The sequence below is a fragment of the Rhizobium sp. NRK18 genome, assembly GCF_024385575.1.
Taxonomy (GTDB): Bacteria; Pseudomonadota; Alphaproteobacteria; order Rhizobiales; family Rhizobiaceae; genus JANFMV01.
The window spans coordinates 3,539,347-3,560,641 of the sequence record NZ_JANFMV010000001.1; the positions used below are offsets into that span (position 1 = coordinate 3,539,347).

General features: G+C 63.3%; 23 protein-coding genes. 6 read left to right on the plus strand and 17 right to left on the minus strand.

What is annotated here, in order from left to right:
* Positions 1–11 precede the first annotated feature (11 nt).
* Positions 12–932, minus strand: a complete 921-nt coding sequence (locus tag NN662_RS16780; RefSeq protein WP_261931366.1) for a LysR family transcriptional regulator — start codon at positions 930–932, stop codon at positions 12–14.
* Between the two features lie 342 nt (positions 933–1,274).
* Here NN662_RS16780 and NN662_RS16785 point away from each other — a divergent pair, with 342 nt between their 5' ends.
* A complete protein-coding gene (locus NN662_RS16785) occupies positions 1,275–1,754 on the plus strand; it encodes a hypothetical protein (RefSeq protein WP_261931367.1) in 480 nt (159 codons plus the stop codon).
* Positions 1,755–1,852: 98 nt separating this feature from the next.
* Positions 1,853–2,131, plus strand: coding sequence for a DUF4242 domain-containing protein (locus NN662_RS16790; protein ID WP_261931368.1), 279 nt, complete (start codon positions 1,853–1,855; stop codon positions 2,129–2,131).
* Between the two features lie 172 nt (positions 2,132–2,303).
* Here the strand turns inward: NN662_RS16790 and NN662_RS16795 are convergent, their stop codons facing one another.
* From NN662_RS16795 to NN662_RS16815, 5 genes are all read right to left on the minus strand, one after another.
* On the minus strand, positions 2,304–2,495 hold the full coding sequence (locus NN662_RS16795) for a CsbD family protein (RefSeq protein ID WP_261931369.1): 192 nt from the start codon (positions 2,493–2,495) through the stop codon (positions 2,304–2,306).
* A gap of 390 nt (positions 2,496–2,885) precedes the next feature.
* Positions 2,886–3,635 carry a tRNA pseudouridine(38-40) synthase TruA gene (gene truA, locus NN662_RS16800; RefSeq protein WP_261931370.1) on the minus strand — a complete coding sequence of 250 codons (750 nt, stop codon included), beginning with the start codon at positions 3,633–3,635 and terminating at the stop codon, positions 2,886–2,888.
* On the minus strand, positions 3,635–4,570 hold the full coding sequence (fmt, locus tag NN662_RS16805) for a methionyl-tRNA formyltransferase (protein WP_261931371.1): 936 nt from the start codon (positions 4,568–4,570) through the stop codon (positions 3,635–3,637). Before fmt ends, truA begins: the two co-directional genes overlap by 1 nt.
* 66 nt (positions 4,571–4,636) lie before the next feature.
* On the minus strand, positions 4,637–5,155 hold the full coding sequence (def, locus tag NN662_RS16810; RefSeq protein WP_261931372.1) for a peptide deformylase: 519 nt from the start codon (positions 5,153–5,155) through the stop codon (positions 4,637–4,639).
* 90 nt (positions 5,156–5,245) lie between these two features.
* The gene (locus tag NN662_RS16815) at positions 5,246–6,760 is read right to left on the minus strand and encodes a methyl-accepting chemotaxis protein (RefSeq protein WP_261931373.1); all 1,515 of its coding nucleotides are present in this window, start codon (positions 6,758–6,760) and stop codon (positions 5,246–5,248) included.
* A 292-nt stretch (positions 6,761–7,052) separates the two neighbouring features.
* Here NN662_RS16815 and NN662_RS16820 point away from each other — a divergent pair, with 292 nt between their 5' ends.
* Both NN662_RS16820 and NN662_RS16825 read left to right on the plus strand, forming a co-directional pair.
* Positions 7,053–8,246, plus strand: a complete 1,194-nt coding sequence (locus tag NN662_RS16820) for a DNA recombination protein RmuC (protein ID WP_261932003.1) — start codon at positions 7,053–7,055, stop codon at positions 8,244–8,246.
* 45 nt (positions 8,247–8,291) lie between these two features.
* Entirely contained in the window at positions 8,292–9,191 is a 900-nt protein-coding gene (locus NN662_RS16825; RefSeq protein WP_261931374.1) for a ribokinase, read from the plus strand.
* Positions 9,192–9,281: 90 nt separating this feature from the next.
* On the opposite strand, the gene NN662_RS16830 is transcribed toward NN662_RS16825, so the two are convergent.
* Complete coding sequence (locus NN662_RS16830) at positions 9,282–10,226, minus strand: nucleoside hydrolase (RefSeq protein WP_261931375.1); 945 nt, start codon at positions 10,224–10,226, stop codon at positions 9,282–9,284.
* A gap of 260 nt (positions 10,227–10,486) precedes the next feature.
* Between NN662_RS16830 and NN662_RS16835 the strand changes: the two genes are divergently transcribed.
* Complete coding sequence (locus NN662_RS16835; RefSeq protein WP_261931376.1) at positions 10,487–10,918, plus strand: Hsp20 family protein; 432 nt, start codon at positions 10,487–10,489, stop codon at positions 10,916–10,918.
* A gap of 43 nt (positions 10,919–10,961) precedes the next feature.
* A complete protein-coding gene (locus tag NN662_RS16840; RefSeq protein ID WP_261931377.1) occupies positions 10,962–11,219 on the plus strand; it encodes a DUF1150 family protein in 258 nt (85 codons plus the stop codon).
* A gap of 45 nt (positions 11,220–11,264) precedes the next feature.
* Here NN662_RS16840 and trmB read toward each other — a convergent pair whose 3' ends face one another.
* The 10 genes from trmB to rimI form a co-directional block, all read right to left on the minus strand.
* Complete coding sequence (trmB, locus tag NN662_RS16845; RefSeq protein WP_261932004.1) at positions 11,265–11,966, minus strand: tRNA (guanosine(46)-N7)-methyltransferase TrmB; 702 nt, start codon at positions 11,964–11,966, stop codon at positions 11,265–11,267.
* 5 nt (positions 11,967–11,971) lie between these two features.
* Positions 11,972–13,213, minus strand: coding sequence for a methionine adenosyltransferase (gene metK / locus NN662_RS16850; RefSeq protein ID WP_261931378.1), 1,242 nt, complete (start codon positions 13,211–13,213; stop codon positions 11,972–11,974).
* Between the two features lie 172 nt (positions 13,214–13,385).
* A complete protein-coding gene (locus NN662_RS16855) occupies positions 13,386–13,805 on the minus strand; it encodes a helix-turn-helix domain-containing protein (protein WP_261931379.1) in 420 nt (139 codons plus the stop codon).
* 139 nt (positions 13,806–13,944) lie between these two features.
* Entirely contained in the window at positions 13,945–15,534 is a 1,590-nt protein-coding gene (gene lnt, locus NN662_RS16860; RefSeq protein ID WP_261931380.1) for an apolipoprotein N-acyltransferase, read from the minus strand.
* Between the two features lie 170 nt (positions 15,535–15,704).
* A complete protein-coding gene (locus NN662_RS16865; protein WP_261931381.1) occupies positions 15,705–16,874 on the minus strand; it encodes a transporter associated domain-containing protein in 1,170 nt (389 codons plus the stop codon).
* Between the two features lie 12 nt (positions 16,875–16,886).
* On the minus strand, positions 16,887–17,411 hold the full coding sequence (gene ybeY, locus NN662_RS16870; protein ID WP_261931382.1) for an rRNA maturation RNase YbeY: 525 nt from the start codon (positions 17,409–17,411) through the stop codon (positions 16,887–16,889).
* The gene (locus NN662_RS16875; protein ID WP_261931383.1) at positions 17,411–18,466 is read right to left on the minus strand and encodes a PhoH family protein; all 1,056 of its coding nucleotides are present in this window, start codon (positions 18,464–18,466) and stop codon (positions 17,411–17,413) included. The genes ybeY and NN662_RS16875 overlap by 1 nt, the downstream gene beginning before the upstream one ends.
* A 27-nt stretch (positions 18,467–18,493) precedes the next feature.
* Positions 18,494–19,897 carry a tRNA (N6-isopentenyl adenosine(37)-C2)-methylthiotransferase MiaB gene (gene miaB / locus NN662_RS16880; protein ID WP_261931384.1) on the minus strand — a complete coding sequence of 468 codons (1,404 nt, stop codon included), beginning with the start codon at positions 19,895–19,897 and terminating at the stop codon, positions 18,494–18,496.
* Positions 19,898–19,955: 58 nt separating this feature from the next.
* The gene (locus NN662_RS16885; RefSeq protein WP_261931385.1) at positions 19,956–20,750 is read right to left on the minus strand and encodes a lysophospholipid acyltransferase family protein; all 795 of its coding nucleotides are present in this window, start codon (positions 20,748–20,750) and stop codon (positions 19,956–19,958) included.
* A 49-nt stretch (positions 20,751–20,799) separates the two neighbouring features.
* Positions 20,800–21,294, minus strand: coding sequence for a ribosomal protein S18-alanine N-acetyltransferase (rimI, locus tag NN662_RS16890; protein ID WP_261931386.1), 495 nt, complete (start codon positions 21,292–21,294; stop codon positions 20,800–20,802).
* Position 21,295 lies beyond the last annotated feature (1 nt).

Genomic DNA, 21,295 nt, shown 5'->3' on the forward strand with positions numbered 1-21,295 from the left:
AGACCGCCCGATCATTGCAGCGGAGCCAGAAAGGCGGCGATCTCCTCCTCGCTTCGAGCGCACAGCCCGAGCAGACGTTTGGCGACAGTTGCCGCCGCGAGACGCAAGGGGCTTTCCGGTCTGACGAGGTGAAACGCCATGTGATGGTCGATCATGCGTTCGGACACAGGCAGCAGACGCCCCGACGAAAGTGCTTCATCGGACAGCGGCGCCCAGGCAAGCGCCAGACCCAGCCCCTGGGCGCAGGCCTCCAGAACGATATTGTAGTCCTCGAACCGGCGATCTTTGCCGCGTGGCACATAGGCGACATTCTCGGCAGCCAGCCAGCGCTTCCAGCCCTGGATGTTGGAATCATGAATGAGCGGCATTTCCATCAGGGAAGCCGCGTCCGAGCGGCCGCCCAACTGCCTGGCGATCTGTGGCGAGGCAATGGGATAGAGTGTGTTGTGCCACAGCTGCTGCGCGTAAACGCCCGGCCATGGCGCGTTGCCCCCGCGTATCGCCAGATCGATGCCTTCGCCAAAATCCGCGAGTCGGTTATCCAGCACGAGCTCGATATGCATATCCTCGCCTTCGAGCCTTGCAATGTTGGGAAACAGCCATAGCGAGGCGACCGACGGCGTCACGGATATGCGCACGACCGACTTGTTGCGACGCGGTGTCCATCGCTCGCTGGTGTTGCCGAGCAGCGCCAGCGCCTCTTCGGTCCGACTGAGGAACCGCACGCCTTCCTGGGTCAGGGCAACGCCGCGTGCTTCGCGCGTGAAGAGCTTTACGCCCATCCAGCGCTCCAGCCTGCCGATCTGGCGCGACACCGCTCCGTGCGTGATGCCAAGTTCCTCCGCGGCGGCCGAAAACGAGCCGAGACGCGCAGCGCAGGCAAAAGCTTCCAGCGTATCCAGCGGCGGCAAAACCGTTGAGTTGTGAACCATACTCACACGTCATCATGGAATACGGCACTTTTCAACAATAATATGCCTCAGCTATGTCTTCATCGCACAACACGGGGAGCTTCTCGCAAGCAAAGCGTGGGTGAGGACGAGATGGTTCGTCACGGAAACGCCAATGCGGTGAGCGTCCTAGAGGCCGCTCAAGACAGGCGGCATGTCCAGGAAGCACCTCGCCAAAGATCAAAATCGATACAGCACGACCAGCACAGGCTGCACGCTCCGACTTCCCAGGCTTTGAAACACCTGAGGCAGGTCTGTGAACTTGCGCCTGACCGTTCCAACAGAGCAAGGTTTCCAGAAATGCGAAAAATAACGACTGTCTTCATGGCTTTCACGGCACTGATCGCGATCAGCGTTCCGATATCGGCCAATGCAGACGACCAGACCCTTCCCGAGAAGGTGCGACAGGCCAATGACCGGTTCAATGATGTGGAGGTGGCCATATCGGAGGGCTATGTGCCCATTCCATGCACCAGCGGCGTCGATGGCGGCGCGATGGGCGTTCACTATGTCAATGCCGCGCTGATCGCCGACCATGTGATCGACATCGCGAAACCCGAGGCCGTGATGTACGAGCCGGACGCCGACGGCAAGCTGCACCTGGTGGCAGCGGAATATATTACCACGACAGGACCTGTTGATCTCGAGGACCAGCTGTTCAGCTATTCCAGCAGTCCCAACCGTTACGGGCTGCCGGCCTTCTATGAACTCCATGTCTGGGCATGGAAGAAAAATCCGAAGGGGCCGTTCGCCGACATGAACCCCGACGTGTCCTGCGAACACCATCACCCGACTGCACACTAGTCTTCAGCAACGAACCGGCTTGCGATGACGCCCTTTGGCCGGCGCCCAGCCGGCACCCCAACTCACAGCTCAATGTTCAATACGAAAGGATGCCTCTCATGAAGCAATTTATCATCGAACGGAACGTACCAGGCGCAAGCCAGCTCAATGCGGAGCAGCTGCGCGACATCTCAGCCAAATCCTGCGCCGTGGTCGCCGGCCTGGGGAAGCCCTACAATTGGGTCGTGAGTTACGTCGCTGGCGACAAGCTCTACTGCGTGCATGAAGCGGAAAGCGCCGACGTGATTTACGAACATGCCCGCGACGGCGGTTTCCCGGCCGATCTGGTGACCGAAGTCACAGCCCGGATCGGCCCACAGACAGCCGAACTGGCTTGAAGCCCTGCCCTGTGCGCAGCGGTTCGCGGCGGCGCTGCCTGGCGTGTTCATGGAAGCGAAATCGTGCCGAACGCATTTGAACATGCCGCCTGAAGCACAAAGAGCGCTTGCAATTTCAGCACAAAGTTCATCGCCCCGCACGCCTTTAAGGTGCGGGGCGATGAAGATGACGTCAGGCCTTGTCGACGACCTTCTTGACGGCGTCCTTGGCTGCGCCCTTTGCCTGCTGGGCGTGGCCCTTCACTTCCTGGGCTGCGCCTTTTGCCTTCAGCTTGTCGCTTCCGGTTGCCTTTCCGGCCTCCTGCTTGGCCTTGCCGGCGAGTTCGTTTGCCTTGCCCTTGATCTTGTCTGCAGTGCTGCCCATTGGGTTTCTCCTTGTGCAACATGATTGTTGCTCGCCAAGAACGTCGGGAATGTCAGAAACGTTCCTTCGGACAGAATGATATTGTTGGAAGGGAAACAAGCGCGTCGCGCGGCACGATGCGCCGAGAGCGGACACCCTTATCAGCCACGGGATGGGAGAAGAATTTAGCCGCCGGTGCCCGTAGGGGGGCGGGGGATGGGGAACTCTGAGCATCGATGCCAAGCCAAGGAACACGAAGCTTGGCGCTCTCAGGTCTCCCGGGCACCGGCGGTAGAGGCTTCATTGTCCATTGACGCTATTCACGGACGCTGCTGCCGATCCCCACATTATTCAATCGCATGATTTAATCAAGCGATTTATCGAGGGGTGGTCAAATTTGTCGCAGGTGCATCATTCGGGATAGTCGACCTGCATGAAGTAGAGGCCGTCCGGCGGCGCCACCTGGCCGCAGGCCCGCCGGTCGCGCGCCTCCAGCGCAGCGCGCACATCCTCGGCCGTCATCTTGCCTTCGCCGGCAAGCTTCAGCGTTCCGGCAAACGAGCGGATCTGGTTGTGCAGGAAGCTTTGGGCGGTGGCGCGGATCTCGATCACATCGCAATCGCGGGTCACGTCCAGCCGGTCGAGCGTACGGACCGGGCTCGCCGCCTGGCACTGCGAGGCGCGAAACGTGGTGAAATCATGCTTGCCGACCAGCGTCTGCGCCGCCTCATGCATCGCCATATGGTCGAGCGGTTTGGGGACCCACCAGGCACGGCCGGCATCGAGCGCGAGGCGCGCCTTGCGGTTGACGATGCGGTAGAGATAGTGCCGGCGCAGCGCCGAGAAGCGGGCGTCGAACGTGTCGGGCACCTGGCGCGCATCGATGACGGCGACGCGCTCGCCGGCCATCGCCAGATGGGCGTTCAGCGCATTGATCAGCTGGTGCTCGCTCCAGTCGCGGGCAAGATCGACGTGGATCACCTGCCCGAGAGCATGCACACCCGAATCCGTGCGTCCGGCGCCGCGGATGGTGACGGTCTCGCCGGTCAGCGACAACACGGCGTCTTCCAGCGCGCCCTGCACCGACTGGCCGTTTTCCTGCCGCTGCCAGCCGACATAGGGTCCGCCGTCATATTCGACGGTCATGCGGAAGCGTGGCATCAGCCGATCCTCGCGCCGGCGGGGAGACTGTTGCCGCGCTGGAAATCCTCCGCATCCATCGGCTTGCCGCCGGCCTTCTGCAGCCGCGTCAGACGCACGGCGCCCGTGCCGCAGGCGATGTTCAGCGCATCGTCCAGCACGGTGCCGGGTTCGCCACCGCCCTCGCCGAGAATGGAGTCGAGCACCTTGACGCGTTCATGTTTGCCGCCGAAATCCGCCTCGAACCAGGCGCCGGGAAAGGGTGCCAGACCGCGGATATGGCAGTCGACCTCGGCTGCGCTGCGGGTAAAATCGATCCGGGTCTCTTCCTTGGCGATCTTGGCGGCGTAGAGCACGCCGTTCTCGGCCTGCGGGGTCAGCGGCAGATCGCCGTCCTCGAGTTTCTCCATCGCCTCGGCCATCAGCTTGGCGCCGGCATGCATCAGCCGGTCGTGCAGTTCGCCGGCCGTCGTCACCGGGCCGATCGCGACCTTCGCGGTCAAGGCGACCGGGCCGGTGTCGAGCCCCTTCTCCATCTTCATGACCATCATGCCGGTCTCGGCATCGCCGGCCATGATCGCCCGCTGGATGGGTGCGGCACCCCGCCAGCGCGGCAGCAGCGAGGCATGGCCGTTGTAGCAGCCGAGCCGCGTGCCGGCGAGGATCGCTTCGGGCAGCAGCAGGCCGTAGGCGACGACGACGGCCACATCGGCGTCGAGCTCGCGAAAGCGCCGGCGCTCGTCTTCATCCCTGAAATTGACCGGAGTCGCGACCGGCAGGCCCAGAAGCTCGGCGGCCTGGTGCACGGGCGACTTGGTCAGGTCCAGCCCGCGGCGGCCGGCCGGGCGCGGCGGCTGGGTATAGACGGCAACGATCTCGTGGCCGGCCTCCTTCAGCGCCCGCAGCGTCGGCACCGAGAATTCGGGCGTACCCATGAAAATGATGCGAAGAGACATGTTGGACCCGCCTGTTGTCGTTCAGGCTCTTAAAAATGGGCTTACCGGCCGCAAATCAAGCCCTTTTCAGAGCTTGCCGCCGCTCTTGGCCGCCTTGGTGAACTTGCGGATCACCATATCGCGCTTGAGCTTGGAGATGTGATCGATGAACAGCACGCCGTTCAGGTGATCGATTTCGTGCTGCAGGCAGGTCGCCAGCAGGCCGTCCGCCGCGATCGTCCGCTGGATGCCGTCGCGATCGACATAGTTGACCGTGATCGATGCCGGGCGTTCCACCTCGGCATAGTAGTTCGGGATGGAAAGGCATCCCTCTTCATAGACGGACAGGTCGTCGGACGTGGCGACGATCTCGGGATTGATGAAGACCTGCGGCGCCTTGTCCTCGTCGTCGCGCGACACGTCGATCACCAGCATCCGCTTCGGCACGCCGATCTGGATTGCGGCGAGACCGATGCCCGGCGCGTCATACATGGTTTCCAGCATGTCGTCGGCCAGCCTGCGCACGTCGTCGCCCACCTGTTCGATGGGGGCGGAGAGCTGACGCAGAACCGGATCCGGCAGTATGATAAGAGGTTTGATCGTCATGGCGTCGTCACTTACCGCATCTTTCGAGCGGAGTGAATGCAGACAGACAATGCCGGCGAAACTTTTTTCGCCGGCATCGCGCCTTCATCGTCAGGCGCTGCGGCGCAGGGGCTGTCGACGCGTGGCGTCTTCGGCCAGCCGTTCGGCGCTGCGGGTTTGGAAGCGGCGCAACGCCACCGTCAGCCGCTCCACCTCGTCGCGCAGCGCGCGGGTCTGGCCGGAGGTGCGTTCCACCATGCCGGCGTTCTGCTGGGTGATCTGGTCCATGGCGGCGATCGCCTGGTTGACCTCGCGCAGGCCGCCCGACTGGTCGGAGGCCGCCCCGGCGATGCCGGACACCGTCGCGTCGATCTCGCCGATCCGGCGGATGATGCTTTCCAGCGCCTTGCCCGTATTGTTGACCAGCCCGACGCCGGACTGCACCTGGCCGGAACTCTGTGAGATCAGGCCCTTGATTTCCTTGGCCGCTCCGGCGCAGCGCTGCGCCAGTTCGCGGACTTCCTGGGCGACGACGGCAAAGCCGCGGCCGGCTTCACCGGCACGTGCGGCCTCGACGCCGGCATTCAGTGCCAGCAGGTTGGTCTGGAAGGCGATCTCGTCGATGACGCCGATGATCTTGGAGATCTCGTCGGATGATTTCTCGATCTCGCCCATCGCGGTCACTGCCTGCCGCACGACGGTGCCGGAGGTTTCCGCCTCGGTGAGCGCCGCCTTGACCGCGCCGGATGCCTTGGCGGCGCCATCGGCGGTCGTCGTCACGTTCTGCGTCAGCTCATGCAGCGCGGCCGTGCTTTCCTCGAGGCCTGCGGCCTGCTGTTCGGTGCGGTGTGCCAGATCGTCGGCCGATTCGGAGATGCCGGTCGTCTCGCTCAGGATGCGCTCGGCGGCGCTTCTCACCGTGCCGATCGTCTCGCGCAGCCCGTCCAGGGCCTGGTTGTAGTCGACGACCATCTTGGCGAAGTTGCCGGGCAGGCCTTCCGGCAGCCGTGCCTCGAGGTCGCCTTCGGAGAGCGCGTCGAGCGCCTTGGTGAGTTCGGCCAGCGCCGAGGCCTGCTCGGCTTCCGCAATCCGCTTGGCCTCTTCGGCCTCGGCGCGTTCGCGTGCCAGAATGTCGAGATAGACGGAAATGGAATAGTCCATGTCCAGAAGCGCTGCCTTGACCACAGCGCCGATCTCTTCGGCCAGCCGGGAAGACTTGCCCTTGCCGAAGCGGCTCGGCCAGCGCTTGTCGACGAGCGCCTTCACGAGCTGGTCCATGAGGACGGCATAGCCGCCGATGTACCAGCGCGGCTCCAGGCCGATGCGGGCATGGGCGCGACCGACGGCGGTCACACCGTCGACATAGCTCTCGTCATACTTTGCGTCGGCAACGATCGACCAGTGCTCCATCTGGCGCTTCTTGGCACCGGCGACGTGAGCGTCGTTGCGGAAGAAGGCGGCCGTGTGCGGCGTCGTCTTGACCTTGGCGTAGAACGTATCCAGTGCAGGGCCGATCGATTCGCGGATGACCTCGCTGACGTCCTGCAGGCTCTGCCTGGCATTCTGATCGAGGCCCACAAATTGCAGTCTGTCTGCGAGATCGGAATTGCCTGCCTGTCCTGTCATGTCCCATGCTCCGAATTGAAGGCCGTGGCCATCCGGCCCGGACCCGCGTCTGCGTAACATTCAATATCGCGGCGGGTTCTTTAATTTTTGCTAAATTAAATAAATGCTATACAGAACATCACTAGATCTTGGGATTCCCTGAAAACCCAAGGCTGCATTGCGAATATGCGTTCTCCCTTAACGATTGGTTGAGCATCCGGGCGAGATATAGCCCGCAGATTTGTTCACTATTTGATCTCTATCGTCAGGCATGCGATAGTGCGGACCAGACTCACGAGAGCCCTTGACCACCATGCCTCGCCTGAATGCGCTTACCGGACTGGATCCGACCACCGTCATGATCGCGGTCGCCGGCACTGCGGTGCTCGCCGCCCTTTTACTGCTCATGATCATGGTGAGGACACGCGGCAAGGCGATCCGTGAGCAGCAGGCGGCTCGCGCGCAGATGGTGGAACTCTTGCGCAGCCAGACGGAGATGCAGGGACGGCTCGCCGCCATGGCGGACGTCTTCGGCACGCGCCAGCAGGAGCTCAACCACGCCATCGGCCACCGCCTCGACGGCATGGCGCACCGGCTCGGCACGTCGATCAACGAGCAGACGCGGGCGACCGGCGACAATCTGCGCAAGCTGCAGGAACGGCTCGCCGTCATCGACGCGGCACAGAACAATATCCAGACGCTCGCCAAGGACGTCGTCGGGCTGCAGGCGATCCTCTCCAACAAGCAGACGCGCGGCGCCTTCGGTCAGGCGCGCATGGAGGCGATCATCGCCGACGGCCTGCCGATGGGCGGCTATCAGTTTCAGGCGACGCTTTCAAATGGCTCGCGCCCCGACTGCACGGTCACCATGCCGAACGGTGCGCCGGCGCTCGTCATCGATGCGAAGTTTCCGCTGGAAGGCTGGAACGCCATGCGCGATGCGGGCCATCCGGACGACCGCAAGGTGCGCGCCACACAGTTCCGGCGCGATCTCGAGACCCACATCCGCGACATTGCGGAGAAATACCTGATCGCCGGCGAAACGCAGGACATGGCGTTTCTGTTCGTGCCGTCCGAATCGATCTTCGCCAGCATTCACGAGGAGTTCGAGGCCGTCGTGCAGAAGGCCCAGCGCAGCCGGGTGATCATCGTCTCGCCGTCGCTCCTGATGCTGTCGATCCAAGTCATCCAGGCGATGCTGAAAGACCAGCGCATGCGCGAGCAGGCGCATCTGATCCAGGCCGAAGTCGCCATCCTGATGGATGATCTCGGTCGGCTCGACGACCGCGTGCGCAAGCTGCAGGCGCATTTCAACATGGCGGAGAAGGACGTCGAGCAGATCCTGACCTCGACGGCGAAACTCACGCGGCGCGGCGACAAGATCGCGGCACTGGAGCTGCAGCAGCCTCCCTCCCCGCCCGGTCCGTCGTCGACGCCTCCCCGTCCCGACCGCACGGTCGAAAGCAGAACCGGACATTTGACGCTGCGGCTGGTTGACGAGGAGTAATACCGTCGGGCAGTGTCGCGCCGAATTTCAGACAGGATCCCCTTCATGATCACCATCCTCGGCTCCATCAATCTCGATCTCATCGCCACCGTCGGCCATCTGCCGAAGCCGGGCGAAACCGTCTCCGGCAACGGCTTTTCCACCGCCGCCGGCGGCAAGGGCTCCAATCAGGCGCTGGCGGCGCGGCGGGCCGGCTCGACCGTCGAGATGGCCGGTGCGATCGGCCGGGACGAGTTTGCCGGTTCGGCGATCGCCATGCTGAAGGAGGCCGGCACCGGTCTCTCCATGGTCAAGGAAACGGACGAGCCGACGGGGACCGCCCTCATTCTGGTGGGCGCAGACGGAGAGAACATGATCGCCGTCGTGCCGGGCGCCAACGGCACCGTCACCGCGCAGGATGCCGACGCCGCACTTGCGGCCATGTCGAAGGGCGACTTCCTCCTGCTGCAGATGGAAATCCCCGCCCCGACCGTCGAGCATGCCCTTCGCGCCGCCAAGGCGCGCGGCGTCAAGACCGTGTTCAACACGGCACCGATGAGCGACGAGGCGGCGCGGCTCGCCGAGCTCGCCGACATCGTCATTGCCAACGAGACGGAATTTGCCCAGCGCGCCGGCGTCGAGAACCAGACGGCAGACCAGCGCATCGCGGAATTGAAGAGACTGCATGCGGCCACCGGCCAGACGCTGATCGTCACGCTTGGCGGGGACGGCGTGATCGCCATGCATGACGGCGGGTTTCACAGCGCCAAGGGTCTCGTCATCGAGCCGGTCGATACGGTCGGCGCCGGCGACACATTCTGCGGCTACTTCGCCGCCGGCCTCGACCAGGGGCTCGATTTTGCCGCGGCCCTTCGCCGGGCCGCGGCTGCCGGATCGCTTGCCTGCCTGAAGCCGGGCGCGCAGCCGTCGATCCCGATGGCCGACGAGGTAGCGGCGCGCCTGTAACAGAAGCAATATGGACTGCGGACGATGCGCCAGCGGCACCGTCCCTTCTCCCCGCATGCAGGGAGAGGGGACTTTCCTTTGCCGCTCGCCTTACAGGCGGCCCAGCCGCTCGGTCAGCAGATTGAAGAAGCCTTCCGCGTCGGCGTCGCCGATCACCTTGGCGTTCACCTTGCGGTCGGTCACCTTCCACCAGTCGACGACGGTCATGCCGAGCGTCAGTTCCGACTGCGTCTCGATCTCGACATTGCAGTCTCGTCCGGAGAAGAGCTCCGGCCGGATCAGATAGGCTATGACGGACGGGTCGTGCAGCGGGCCGCCGTCGGAGCCGTATTTCTCGATGTCGAAGCGCTCGAAGAATTCCAGCATCTCGACCATGACCTTGGCCGCCTTGGTGCCGATCTCCGCCATCCTGGCGACCCGGCGCTTCAATGTCAGCAGCTTGTGGGTGACGTCGAGCGGCATCATCACGATCGGAATGCCGGCGCGGAACACCACGGCTGCGGCTTCCGGATCGACATAGATGTTGAATTCGGCGGCCGGGGTGATGTTGCCGACCTCGAAATAGGCGCCGCCCATCATCACCAGCTCCTTCACGCGCGGCGCGATGTCCGGCGCCTTCTGCAGCGCCAGCGCGATGTTGGTCAGCGGGCCGAGCGTGCAGAGCGTCACCGTGCCTTCCGGCTCGCGGCGCAGCGTGTCGATGATGAAGTCGACGGCATGCCCGTCCTGCAGCGGCATAGTCGGCTCCCACCATTCCGGGCCGTCCAGACCGGTCTTGCCGTGGACGTGCTCGGCCGTCACCAGCGGCCTTGCGATCGGCTTGTCGGCGCCGGCGAACACCTTGGTATCGGTCCGGCCGCAGACTTCGCAGAGCAGCCGGACATTGCGGCTGGTCTTCGCCAGCGGCACGTTGCCGGCCACCGCTGTGATGCCCAGAACCTCGATCTCCTCCGGGCTGCCGAATGCCAGCATGATGGCGGCGGCGTCATCCTGTCCGGGGTCCGTGTCGATGATGATCTTTCTGGGAGAGGCCATTTTGTCGTCCTGTCTGGGAGAGTGGCGGCCGCTTGCGGCCCGAGGAAGACCGGATTGAAAAAGACAGACGGGGCGAAAGTCAAGCCGGCATGGCCGACCGAAACCGGCAGCCGATCCGACGTCCACCAGGTCCTCGCAAAACTTCGCCAAAAGGTGCGGCCTCGTGTTGCACGGCGGGCGCGGCATCCCCATATTGACCGGCAGCGGATGCCGCCCGGCGGGTCCGTCAAGGTCGCTTGAACGCAAGGACTTGAAGAACGATGAGCCGCATGCCCCCTTTCGCCAGCCCGCTTCTCCTGGGCTTTGACGCCATGGAAAAGACGCTGGAGCGCATCTCCAAGGCGAGCGACGGTTATCCCCCCTACAATATCGAACGCATCGGCGCCGACCGGCGATCCGGCGATCCGGAGAAGCTGCGCATCACGCTTGCCGTCGCCGGCTTTTCCGAAGACGACCTCGACGTGACGACCGAGGAAAACCAGCTCATCATCCGAGGCCGGCAGATCGAGCAGGAGGAACGCGACTACCTCTATCGCGGTATTGCCGCCCGCCAGTTCCAGCGCATGTTCGTGCTCGCCGAGGGCATGCAGGTGCTCGGCGCGAGCCTGCGCAACGGCCTGCTCTGCGTCGACCTTATTCGTCCGGAGCCGGCGCGCATGGTAAAGAAAATTAACATTTCGGTTTCACAGTAGGACAACGGACACAGGTCCGGTCTCCTGGCTGTGGAGGACTGAAATGCAGATGAAGGCGACCCATTCTAAACTGACGCTCACCGAGTTCGCGCATCTGGGCGAAGGCGAAGTGGGCTATATCCGCAAGATGCGTCACGAGGATATTTCGCGCTGCTTCCCGGAAGCGCCGGAAATCGATCCGACGCTGGATCTCTGGGCGCTGTTCGGCGCCGACGGCACGCCGATCCTGCTGACCGACAATCGCTCCAGCACCTTCTTCAAGGCAGCCGAAGACGAGCTGACACCCGTCAGCCTGCACTGAGACAACTGAAAATCACCGAAAGCGCCGGCGGCCCGACGCGGCCGCTCAAACCCGCCGGAATGTGAGATAGGCCGAAGAGCGACCTTCGCGCTTGGCCTTGGCCTCGTAGCGCGTGCCCGGCCAGCCGGCATACGGCGTCAGCCAGTCGGACGCATTGCGCGCCGTCCACTCGAAGCCGCCGTGGTCGCGGCAATGGGTCAGCGTCCAGTTGACATAGGTATCGATATCTGAGGCGAAGCAGAACAGTCCGCCGGGCTTCAGCACCCGGTGGAAGCGGGCAAGATTGACCTGCGAGACGAAACGGCGCTTCCAATGCTTCTTCTTCGGCCAGGGATCGGGATAGAGCAGGTCGATGTGATCGACCGAAGCGTCCGGCATCCAGTCGAGAAGCTGCGTCGCGTCGTCGTCATAGACACGGATATTGTCGAGCCCCTCATCCTCGCGGACGATCAGGAGCTTGGCCATGGAATTGACGAACGGCTCGACGCCGATGAAGCCGATCTGGGGATTTTCGCCGGCGCGATGGGCCAGATGCTCGCCGCCGCCGAAACCAATCTCCAGCCGGATCGTCTCGACCGGCCGCGAAAACAGCGCGCGCAAATCCGACGGCGCTTGCGCCGTCAGATCGATCTTCGCGTCCGGCAGCGCGCCTTCCAGCACATCCTGCTGGTGGCGGCGCAGGGGCTTGCCCTTGCGCCGTCCGAAAAAGGCTTCCGTTGCCCGCGAGCGGCGCCCGTCATTGTCCATGGTCATCAGGCCTTGATGGCTTCCTTCAGCGGCTTGACGAGGTCGAGGCGCTCCCAGGAGAACGAGCCGTCACGGCCGGCCTTGCGGCCGAAGTGGCCATAGGCGGAGGTGCGGGCGTAGATCGGCTTGTTGAGATCGAGGTGCCGGCGGATGCCCGACGGCGACAGGTCGATCACCTTGCGGATCGCCTGCTCGACCTGATCTTCCGTGACGTTCTTGCCGGTGCCGTGCAGGTCAACATAGATCGACAGCGGCTGCGCCACGCCGATGGCGTAGGACAGCTGGATCGTGCAGCGCTCGGCGAGGTTTGCCGCCACGACGTTCTTGGCGAGGTAGCGCGCCACATAGGCGGCCGAACGGTCGACCTTGGTCGTGTCCTTGCCGGAGAAGGCGCCGCCGCCATGGGGAGCCGCGCCGCCATAGGTGTCGACGATGATCTTGCGGCCTGTCAGGCCGGCGTCGCCGTCCGGGCCGCCGATGACGAACTTGCCGGTCGGGTTGATGTACCAGACGCAATCGTCGGCGATCTTGAGTTCGCCCAGCGCTTCGCGGATATAGGGTTCGACGACGGAACGGACCTTCTTGGAATCCCAGGACGCATCGAGATGCTGGGTGGAGAGCACGATCGACACCGCTTCGGCGGCCTTGCCGTCGATGTAGCGAACGGTGACCTGGCTCTTGGCGTCGGGGCCGAGCTTGGCGGCCTCGCCCTCGCCCTTCTTGCGCGCATCGGCCAGCAGCTGCAGGATCCGGTGCGAATAGTAGATCGGCGCCGGCATCAGGTCCGGCGTTTCGCGGCAGGCGTAACCGAACATGATGCCCTGGTCGCCGGCACCTTCGTCGCCCTGGCGGTCCGACGCATTGTCTACGCCCTGCGCGATGTCGGCAGACTGCGAGTGCAGCAGCACGTCGATCTTGACCGTCTTCCAGTGGAAACCATCCTGCTCGTAGCCGATCGAGCGGATCGCCTTGCGCGCTGCGGACTTGAACTTCGACGGGTTGATGACGTCGTTGCCGTTCTTGTCCTTCTTCATCAGGCTTGGCGGCACACGCACCTCACCGGCGATGATCACGCGGTTGGTGGTCGCCAGCGTTTCGCAGGCAATGCGGACGCCCCAGGGATCGACGCCGGTCTTGGCGGCTTCGCGGTAGACGAGGTCGACGATCTCGTCCGAAATGCGGTCGCAAACCTTGTCGGGATGGCCTTCGGAAACGGACTCGCTGGTAAACAGATAGTTAGCGCGCATGCGGGATTTCCCTCAATGAATCTAGGCGCAAACTGTGTAGTCATTCCGGCGCGAGATGACAAGCGCAGAAGGACATAAATATATCTTTATATGACCGATTTCCGGGGCCAAAGCACAAAAAAAGCGGCCAAATGCCGCTTTTTCTGCAAGTGCTGTTAGCGATCTCCGTCGCTTACTCGCTCTCGGCCTCGGCGGCCAGCGCCTTGACCAGGTCGACGAGCTTGCGGCGCACCTTCGGGTCGCTGATCTTCACGAAGGCGCGGTTGAGCTGCAGACCTTCCGACGAGGACAGGAAATCCACCACATAATTGGAACTGGACGCTTCGGCCATGCCGGACGGGCCAACCGACTGGTCACCGGGGGCGTCCTCAAAGAAGAAGGAGACCGGAACGTTCAGAATACCGGAGATATTCTGCAGACGGCTGGCGCCGACCCGGTTCGTGCCCTTCTCGTATTTCTGGATCTGCTGGAACGTGATGCCCAGCGCTTCGCCCAACTTTTCCTGACTCATTCCCAACATCGTGCGACGCAGCCGTATGCGGCTGCCGACATGCACATCGATCGGATTCGGCTTTTTCTTGTTTTCTACCATAGTTTGTTCCAGTTGCCTTCATCGCTATAGCCCGCTGCCCGTCAAGCTCGAAAGGTGTTCAACCGACCAGACGCGATTGTCACCACAGACCTTATCAAGACTGCCAATTTTCGCACTATGCAATTTTAGGGGTTTTTGGTCAATTCTTGTTAGAAACAAAACTTACACGCGAAAGCGTCGCAATTGTGATTGAAATTGCAAGAAGCGTCCAAAATGCATAACGGCGTATTAAGTCGTCCGACGTTATTTCAGAACTTCTAGTAAAACTTGTATCTATAAATCCTCTTTTGCCGGACCCGAGCCCGGCGACGACGCGGCCGTAAGGGTCGACAAGCGCCGATATGCCATTATTGGCGGCCCGGATCAGCGGCATGCCGAGTTCGACCGCCCGGACGCGGGCCTGGAGGAAATGCTGATAGGGTCCGGGCGTATCGCCGAACCAAGCGTCATTGGTAACGTTCAGGAGCGCGTCGGCGACCCCTGCCGCGTCCTGCATCTCGCCCGGGAAGATGATTTCGTAGCAGATCAGCGGATAGAAGGTCATGCCGTCGGGCAGTTTCAGGAGCGACCGCGTGTTCCCGGACGAATAGCCGCCGGGCATCTCCGAAACATTGGCGATGCCGTAATCGTCGAGAACATCCTCGAACGGCACATATTCACCGAAGGGAACGAGATGCACCTTGTCGGACGCCGCCACGATCTGTCCGTCGTCGTCGATGACATAGATGGAATTGTAGTAGCGGGGCGGCGTGCCCGGCAGCATGTCCTCGGAGCGGACCGCGCCGGCAATGAGGATCTGCCCCGGCTTCAGGACGTCGGCGATCCGCGTCAGTGCGTCGGGATTCTGGGTGAGGATGAAGGGAATGGAGGTTTCCGGCCAGACAATGATCTTCGGCTCCGGCTTGCCGTCCGCCGGCGGCGCCGACGACAGCGCCAGATGCTCCTCGAAGATCGAGGCGCGTTCCTTGTCGTCGAGCTTCTTCGACTGGTCGATGTCCGGCTGCACCAGACGGACGGCAACGGCATCGCCCTTGACGTCCGGCGCGGCCTCAAGCCGGTAGGCACCGTAACCGATGTGCAGCAGCCCGATCAGGCAGGCGATGACGATGCCGGTGCGGCGCGACCCCGGCGATCCGAGGAGCGCGGGTGCGGCGAATACTAAGACGGCAAGCAGCGTCACGCCGAACAGGCCGATGACGTGCGCCGACTGCATCATCACCGGGATCGGCATGGCGCCGTATCCGATCGCATTCCAGGGAAAGCCGGTCAGGAGAACGCTTCTCAGCCATTCGGCAAGGCCAAATGCCGCCGCCAGGGCTGCAAGCCTGCCCCAGCCTTCCGACCACAACAGGCCGGCCGCCGCCGTCGCCAGTCCGTAGTATATCGCCAGCACCGCCGGCAGGCCGAGCACGGCGAAGGGGATCGCCCAGGCAAAGCCCTCCGCATCGACCAGCAACGCATTGCCGAGCCACCAGAGGCCGGCCACGAAATAGCCGAGGCCGAACAGCCAGCCGGTGGCGAAATCGGCGCGCAGGCGTCCCCACACGCCGCCATATTCATCGCCGGCATTGCCGTCCATCAGCCATGTCAGGATCGTGAAGGAGACGAACAGGGCGGCGAAGAAACCCAAGGGCGGCAGCGCCAGCACCCCGACCGCACCGGCGAGAATGGCGACCAGCGCCCGCCGAAATCCCCACAGGAGCATGATCCTGTTTGCGAGCCCTTGCATGCCTGGTCCCCATCTTCCTGATGCCGGTCCCCGCATTCATCGGCAGAGCCCGGCAAAGTCACCGCCGAATCACTCCGGCAGTCTTCCAAAAAAAGCAGGGCTTGTCGCGCAATCCGGCCGTTCGCGACCTTTGATCGCGGCCGGCCTCCACCAATTCGTCAAGAGATTGCTCAGACGTCTGCCTTGGCGGCCGGGGCGTCGTCGCTGGCGGCCTCGGGCTTGGCGGCGACCGGTTCCGGCTCGCCCTTGACAGCGCGGCGGCGCACGGCCTGGCGCTTGCGCAGGATGCGCACGCGCTTGACCCGCCGCGGGTCGGCGTCGAGGATCTGGAACTCGAAACCGGGCAGCGCCTGCACCACTTCGCCGCGGACCGGAATGCGGCCGAGCGCCGAGAAGATCAGGCCGCCCAGAGTATCGATTTCCTCGGTGTGCTGCTTGACGTCGAAATCGGGGCCCAGCTCCTCGGCGAGTTCCTCGAGTTCGACACGGGCATCGGCAATCATCACGTCGGCGGAGACGCGGGTGAACATCGCCTCTTCGTCGTCATGCTCGTCGTCGATGTCGCCGACCACGACCTCGACGATGTCCTCATGCGAGACGAGGCCATCGGTGCCGCCATATTCGTCGATCACCAGCGCCATCTGCGTGCGATTGGCCTGCATTCGGGTCAGGAGATCCGAGGCCAGCATCGACGGCGGAACGAACAGGATCTTGCGGATGATGCCGGCTTCGACGACCGTCTTGTCGAGATCGACGCGGCCGAGATCGAAATTGGGCTTGGGGACGCGCGGCGGCTTTTCGGCCGCCGGCTTTTCGCCGTTGACGGCGGGTGCCGCTGCGGTAGTGCCATTGCGCGAACCGTTGCGCCGCTTGTTGCGCGCCTGCTTGGTCAGATAGGACAGGAGATCGCGGATATGGACCATGCCGCGCGGGTCGTCCAGCGTGTCGCAGTAGACCGGCATGCGCGAGCGACCGCTTTCCTCGAACAGAACGATGAGTTCGCCGATGGTGATCGACTGCTCCACCGCCTCGATGTCGGCGCGCGGGATCATCACATCCTCGACCCGCACCTCGCGGAAGCGGAGGATATTGTGCAGCATCGCGCGCTCTTCCGGGGAGAAGTCGTCATCTCCCTCGGCATAGGTCATCAGCGCGTCGGCAAGGTTTTCTCTGAGGCCGGAACTCTGCTGGCCCTTCAGGAAGCGCGCGGCGCGCGTCCAGAACGAGGTGGCGGATTTCGCACCGGTTTCGGTCCTGTGCGGACTGCTTCCCTCTTCCGAGGAAGAAGGCTCGGTGCCTTCGCCGGCGTTAGTGCCGGTGTCTGTCGGGTAGTCGTTCATTGTTCCTTACTGTCAAACCGGGTCCTGGCCCTGATAGGGGTCAGATAGGCCTAGAACCGCCAGAATGCGAGTCTCCAGCTCTTCCATTTCTTCCGCTTCGGATATTTCGATGTGATCGTATCCGAAAAGATGCAAAAATCCATGAACCAACAAATGCGTCAAATGTTCGTCGAACGTCTTGTCCAGATCGGCCGCCTCGCGCTCGACGATCTCCTTAGCGATAATGATATCACCAAGCATCGGTCCCGGCATACCCCCCGGTTCAAGGGGGAAGGCGGGGAAGGAGAGGACGTTGGTCGGTTTGTCCTTGTCGCGCCATTCGGCGTTGATGCCGCGGATCATCTCGTCGTCGGCGAAGACCAGCGACAGCTCGACCGGCATTTCGGGAAACGGCTGTTCCTCTTCGCGCTCGAGAAACGCAGCCGCGGTCATCAGCACGCGCGCGGCGAGCGTCTCAAGCGCATCCTCGGATGGCCAGTCGCCCGCTTCCACCGATATCTGGATATCGAGGTCGGGGCCGATGTCGGCCGTCGTCATCAGCGCTCCACGCTCTCGCTTTCGTCCGGCACCGCCGTCTGGCTCTCATAGGCCCGCACGATGCGGGCGACGAGCGGATGGCGCACGACGTCGACATCCTTGAAGCGGATGGTCGACACGCCTTCCACGCCCTTGAGGATCTGCAGGGCTTCGACGAGGCCCGACTTGACGCCACGCGGCAGGTCGACCTGGCTCGGGTCGCCGGTGATGATCATCCGGGCGTTTTCGCCAAGACGCGTCAGGAACATCTTCATCTGCATCGAGGTGGTATTCTGCGCCTCGTCGAGGATGACGGCGGCGTTCGCCAGCGTGCGGCCGCGCATGAAGGCGAGCGGCGCGATTTCGATGACACCGGCGGTGATCGCCCGCTCCACCTTGTCGCCGGGCATCATGTCGTAGAGCGCGTCATAGAGCGGACGCAGATAGGGGTCGACCTTTTCCTTCATGTCGCCGGGCAGGAAGCCCAGGCGTTCGCCCGCTTCGACGGCCGGACGCGACAGGATGATGCGGTCGACCTGGCCGCGCTCCAGCAATTGAGCCGCATGGGCGACGGCGAGATAGGTCTTGCCCGTGCCGGCCGGGCCGACGCCGAAGACGAGCTCGGTGCGGTCGAGCGCCCGGATATAGGCGTCCTGCGTCGGCGTGCGGGCGGCGATCGTCTTCTTGCGGGTGGAAATCTGCGCCATCGTCAGCTTGGCCTTACGCTCCATGGTGGGCAGGCTCAGCTGGTCGTCGGCGGCCACCGCCATGCGGATCGCACCCTCGACGTCGGAGGTTTCTACCGAAGCGCCGCTCTGCAGCCTGTCGTAGAGATAATCGAGTGCCCGGCGGGCCTGGTTGGTGGCCTGAAGCTCGCCGCTGATCGACACCGAATTGCCGCGGGCGCGGGCATCGATGTGCAGGCGCTCCTCAAGCAGCTTCAGGTTCTGGTCGAATTGTCCGAAGAGATCGCTGGCCAGCCGGTTGTTTTCGAACGTCAAGACAAAGTGGTTGGCGTCGGCCGCTGCAGTTTTGCTGGTACGCGAAGAGGTAGCTACCAATTCCTGTCCGTTCAAGCGGGTCTGGCTCCTGTAACGTCAGCCCTAATTCTGTGCCACCTCGGCAATCAGACTGTTCGGGCCGGTTCCGGTGATTCGTACCTTAACAATGTCACCGATTTGCAAAGCTTTTGCATCAACTATTACTGACTGCAGCCAGGGCGAACGACCGATCAACTGGCCGTCGTAGCGACCCGGCTTCTCCAGAAGAACGTCCACCTCGCGGCCGACGCACTCCTCCGCAAACTCGTGCTGCTGGCGGATCAACAGTGCCTGCAGCCGCTCCAGGCGTTCGGCCTTCACGTCTTCCGGCACCTGATCCTTCAGGTCCGCGCCGGGCGTTCCGGGCCTTGTCGAATATTTGAACGAGTAAGCCTGCGCGTATCTGACCGTCTCGACGATCTTCATCGTGTCTTCGAAGTCGGCGTCCGTTTCGCCCGGGAAACCGACAATAAAATCCCCGGAAATGGCGATATCAGGGCGGGCATCGCGGATCTTGCCGATCAGCCGCACATAGTCGTCCGCCGTATGGCGGCGGTTCATGGCCTTCAATATGCGGTCCGACCCCGACTGCACCGGCAGGTGCAGGTAGGGCATAAGGGCCCGCAGGTCTCGATGCGCGGCAATCAGCCGGTCGTCCATGTCGCGCGGATGGCTGGTCGTGTAGCGCAGCCGGGCGAGCCCCGGAATCTCTGCCAACCGATAGAGAAGATCGCCGAGCGTCATCTCCCGACCGGCGCCGTCGACGCCGTGCCAGGCGTTGACATTCTGGCCGAGAAGGGTGATTTCGCGCACCCCGCCATCCACAAGTTTCTGCGCCTCGTCGACGATCTGGGCGAGCGGACGCGATACTTCGGCACCGCGCGTATATGGCACCACGCAGAATGTGCAGAACTTGTCGCAGCCTTCCTGCACGGTGAGGAAGGACGTGACGCCGCGGGCGCGGATGGTCGCCTTGCCGGTTGCCGGCAGATGCTCGAACTTGTCCTCGATCGCATATTCGGTGTCGATGACGCGCTCGCCGGACTTGGCGCGCTTCAGCGCTTCCGGCAGGCGGTGATAGGTCTGCGGGCCGATGACGACATCGACGGCCGGCGCCCGGCGTAGGATTTCCTCGCCCTCCGCCTGTGCGACGCAACCGGCGACGCCGATCATGAATTCGCGGCCTTCCGCCTCGCGCGCCTTCTTCATGTCGCGCAACCGGCCGAGCTGCGAATAGACCTTCTCGGCGGCCTTCTCGCGGATGTGGCAGGTGTTGATCAGCACCAGATCGGCCTCGCCGAGATCTTCCGTCTGATCGTATCCGTCGCGGTCGAGCGCGTCGCTCATCCGGCCTGAATCGTAGACATTCATCTGGCAGCCATAGGTCTTGATGAAAACCTTGCGCCGGTTCGAGCCATCGCGAAGGAGTTCCTTCGGGGCGTCGAGAACAGTGATATCCTGGGTCATGGCCGCTATTTAGTGTTTTTCGGTCCGCGATGAAATCAAAAAATGCGCCGGCGGCGCCTCAGTCGATATCGCGGCCGTGCAGATGCGTCTGCAGCATGGTCCGCACGCGGTCCTCAAGCACCGCCGCCGCATCCTTGCGCTTCGTCTCGGCGGTAAACGGAAGGGGTTCGCCGAAACCTATATCGACCTCGAAGGCACCCGCACGCAGGATGCCGGCGAGATGCGGCAGCAGATCCGCGTCGCCCACCCAGACGGCAACCGGTCGATGATAGCGACCCATCGGCACGCCGTGATAGCCGGTATAGGCGATCGCCACCGGCTGGATGTAGACGATGCCGTCGGGCGCCGAGACGAGCGCGGACGTCGCGGCACCGAACAGCGACGTCTTGAACGGCAGCACGCGGTTGCCGTCGCCGGTCGTGCCCTCGGCGAACAGGACGATGACCTCGCCCTTGGCCATGCGCAGCGCGATCTCGCTCACCTGCTTGCCAGTGGCGCGCTTCTGTTCGCGCTCGATGAAGACGGAGTTCTGCCAGCGGGCGAGATGACCGAAGACCGGCCAGCCCTTGACCTCCGACTTGGCGATGAAGGCGACGTCGGCGACCGAACCGAGCACGAGGATATCGAGCCAGGAGGCGTGGCTCGACGCCAGCATCAGCGGACGCCGGGTCTCCAGCCTGCCATGGACCCGCACGCGGATGTTCAGCACCCGGCAGGCGACCCAATGCCACCAGCGCGGAATGCGCCTTGCCATCGGCAGGTCGAATTTCAGGCCGACGAGCTGGAACGGCAGGAGGACGAGCGTCGTCACCAGCAATACGACCGCCACCATTGCGGTACGCAACCAGACCATCAGCGGCTGCTCTCCATCATGCCATGTCCTGCAAAAAGATCCGCCAAGGCTAGCGGAGATCCCGCCGCATGACGAGCGCGGAGGTCTTGCCAATTTTGGGATCGGAGTAATAGGCCGGGCGTTCGCCCACCTTCTGGAAGCCCATCTTGCGGTAGAGCGCCAGGGCTGCGGCATTGGTGTCGTCGACTTCGAGGAAGATCGCTTCGCCGCCGCGACGGTTTGCCTCGTGCAGGGCCGCCAGCATCAGCCGCCAGCCAAGGCCGAAGCGGCCATACTTGCTGCCGACCGCGATCGTCAGGATTTCGGCCTCACCGGCCACCTCGCGAGCCAGTACGAAGCCGGCGACCGGCTTGCCGAAAACCGTGTTGCGCTGGCGGGCGACGTAACCGAAGACGTTTTCCTGGGTCAGCAGGCTTTCGAACTCGCCGTCATTCCACGGCCGGGAAAAGCGTTCGGCATGCACCTCGGCCACCCGTCGGCAATCGGAGGCGTCCATCGCCAGAATTTCGAATTCCGGTTTGAAGGAAAGAAAGGAAGCCAGCATG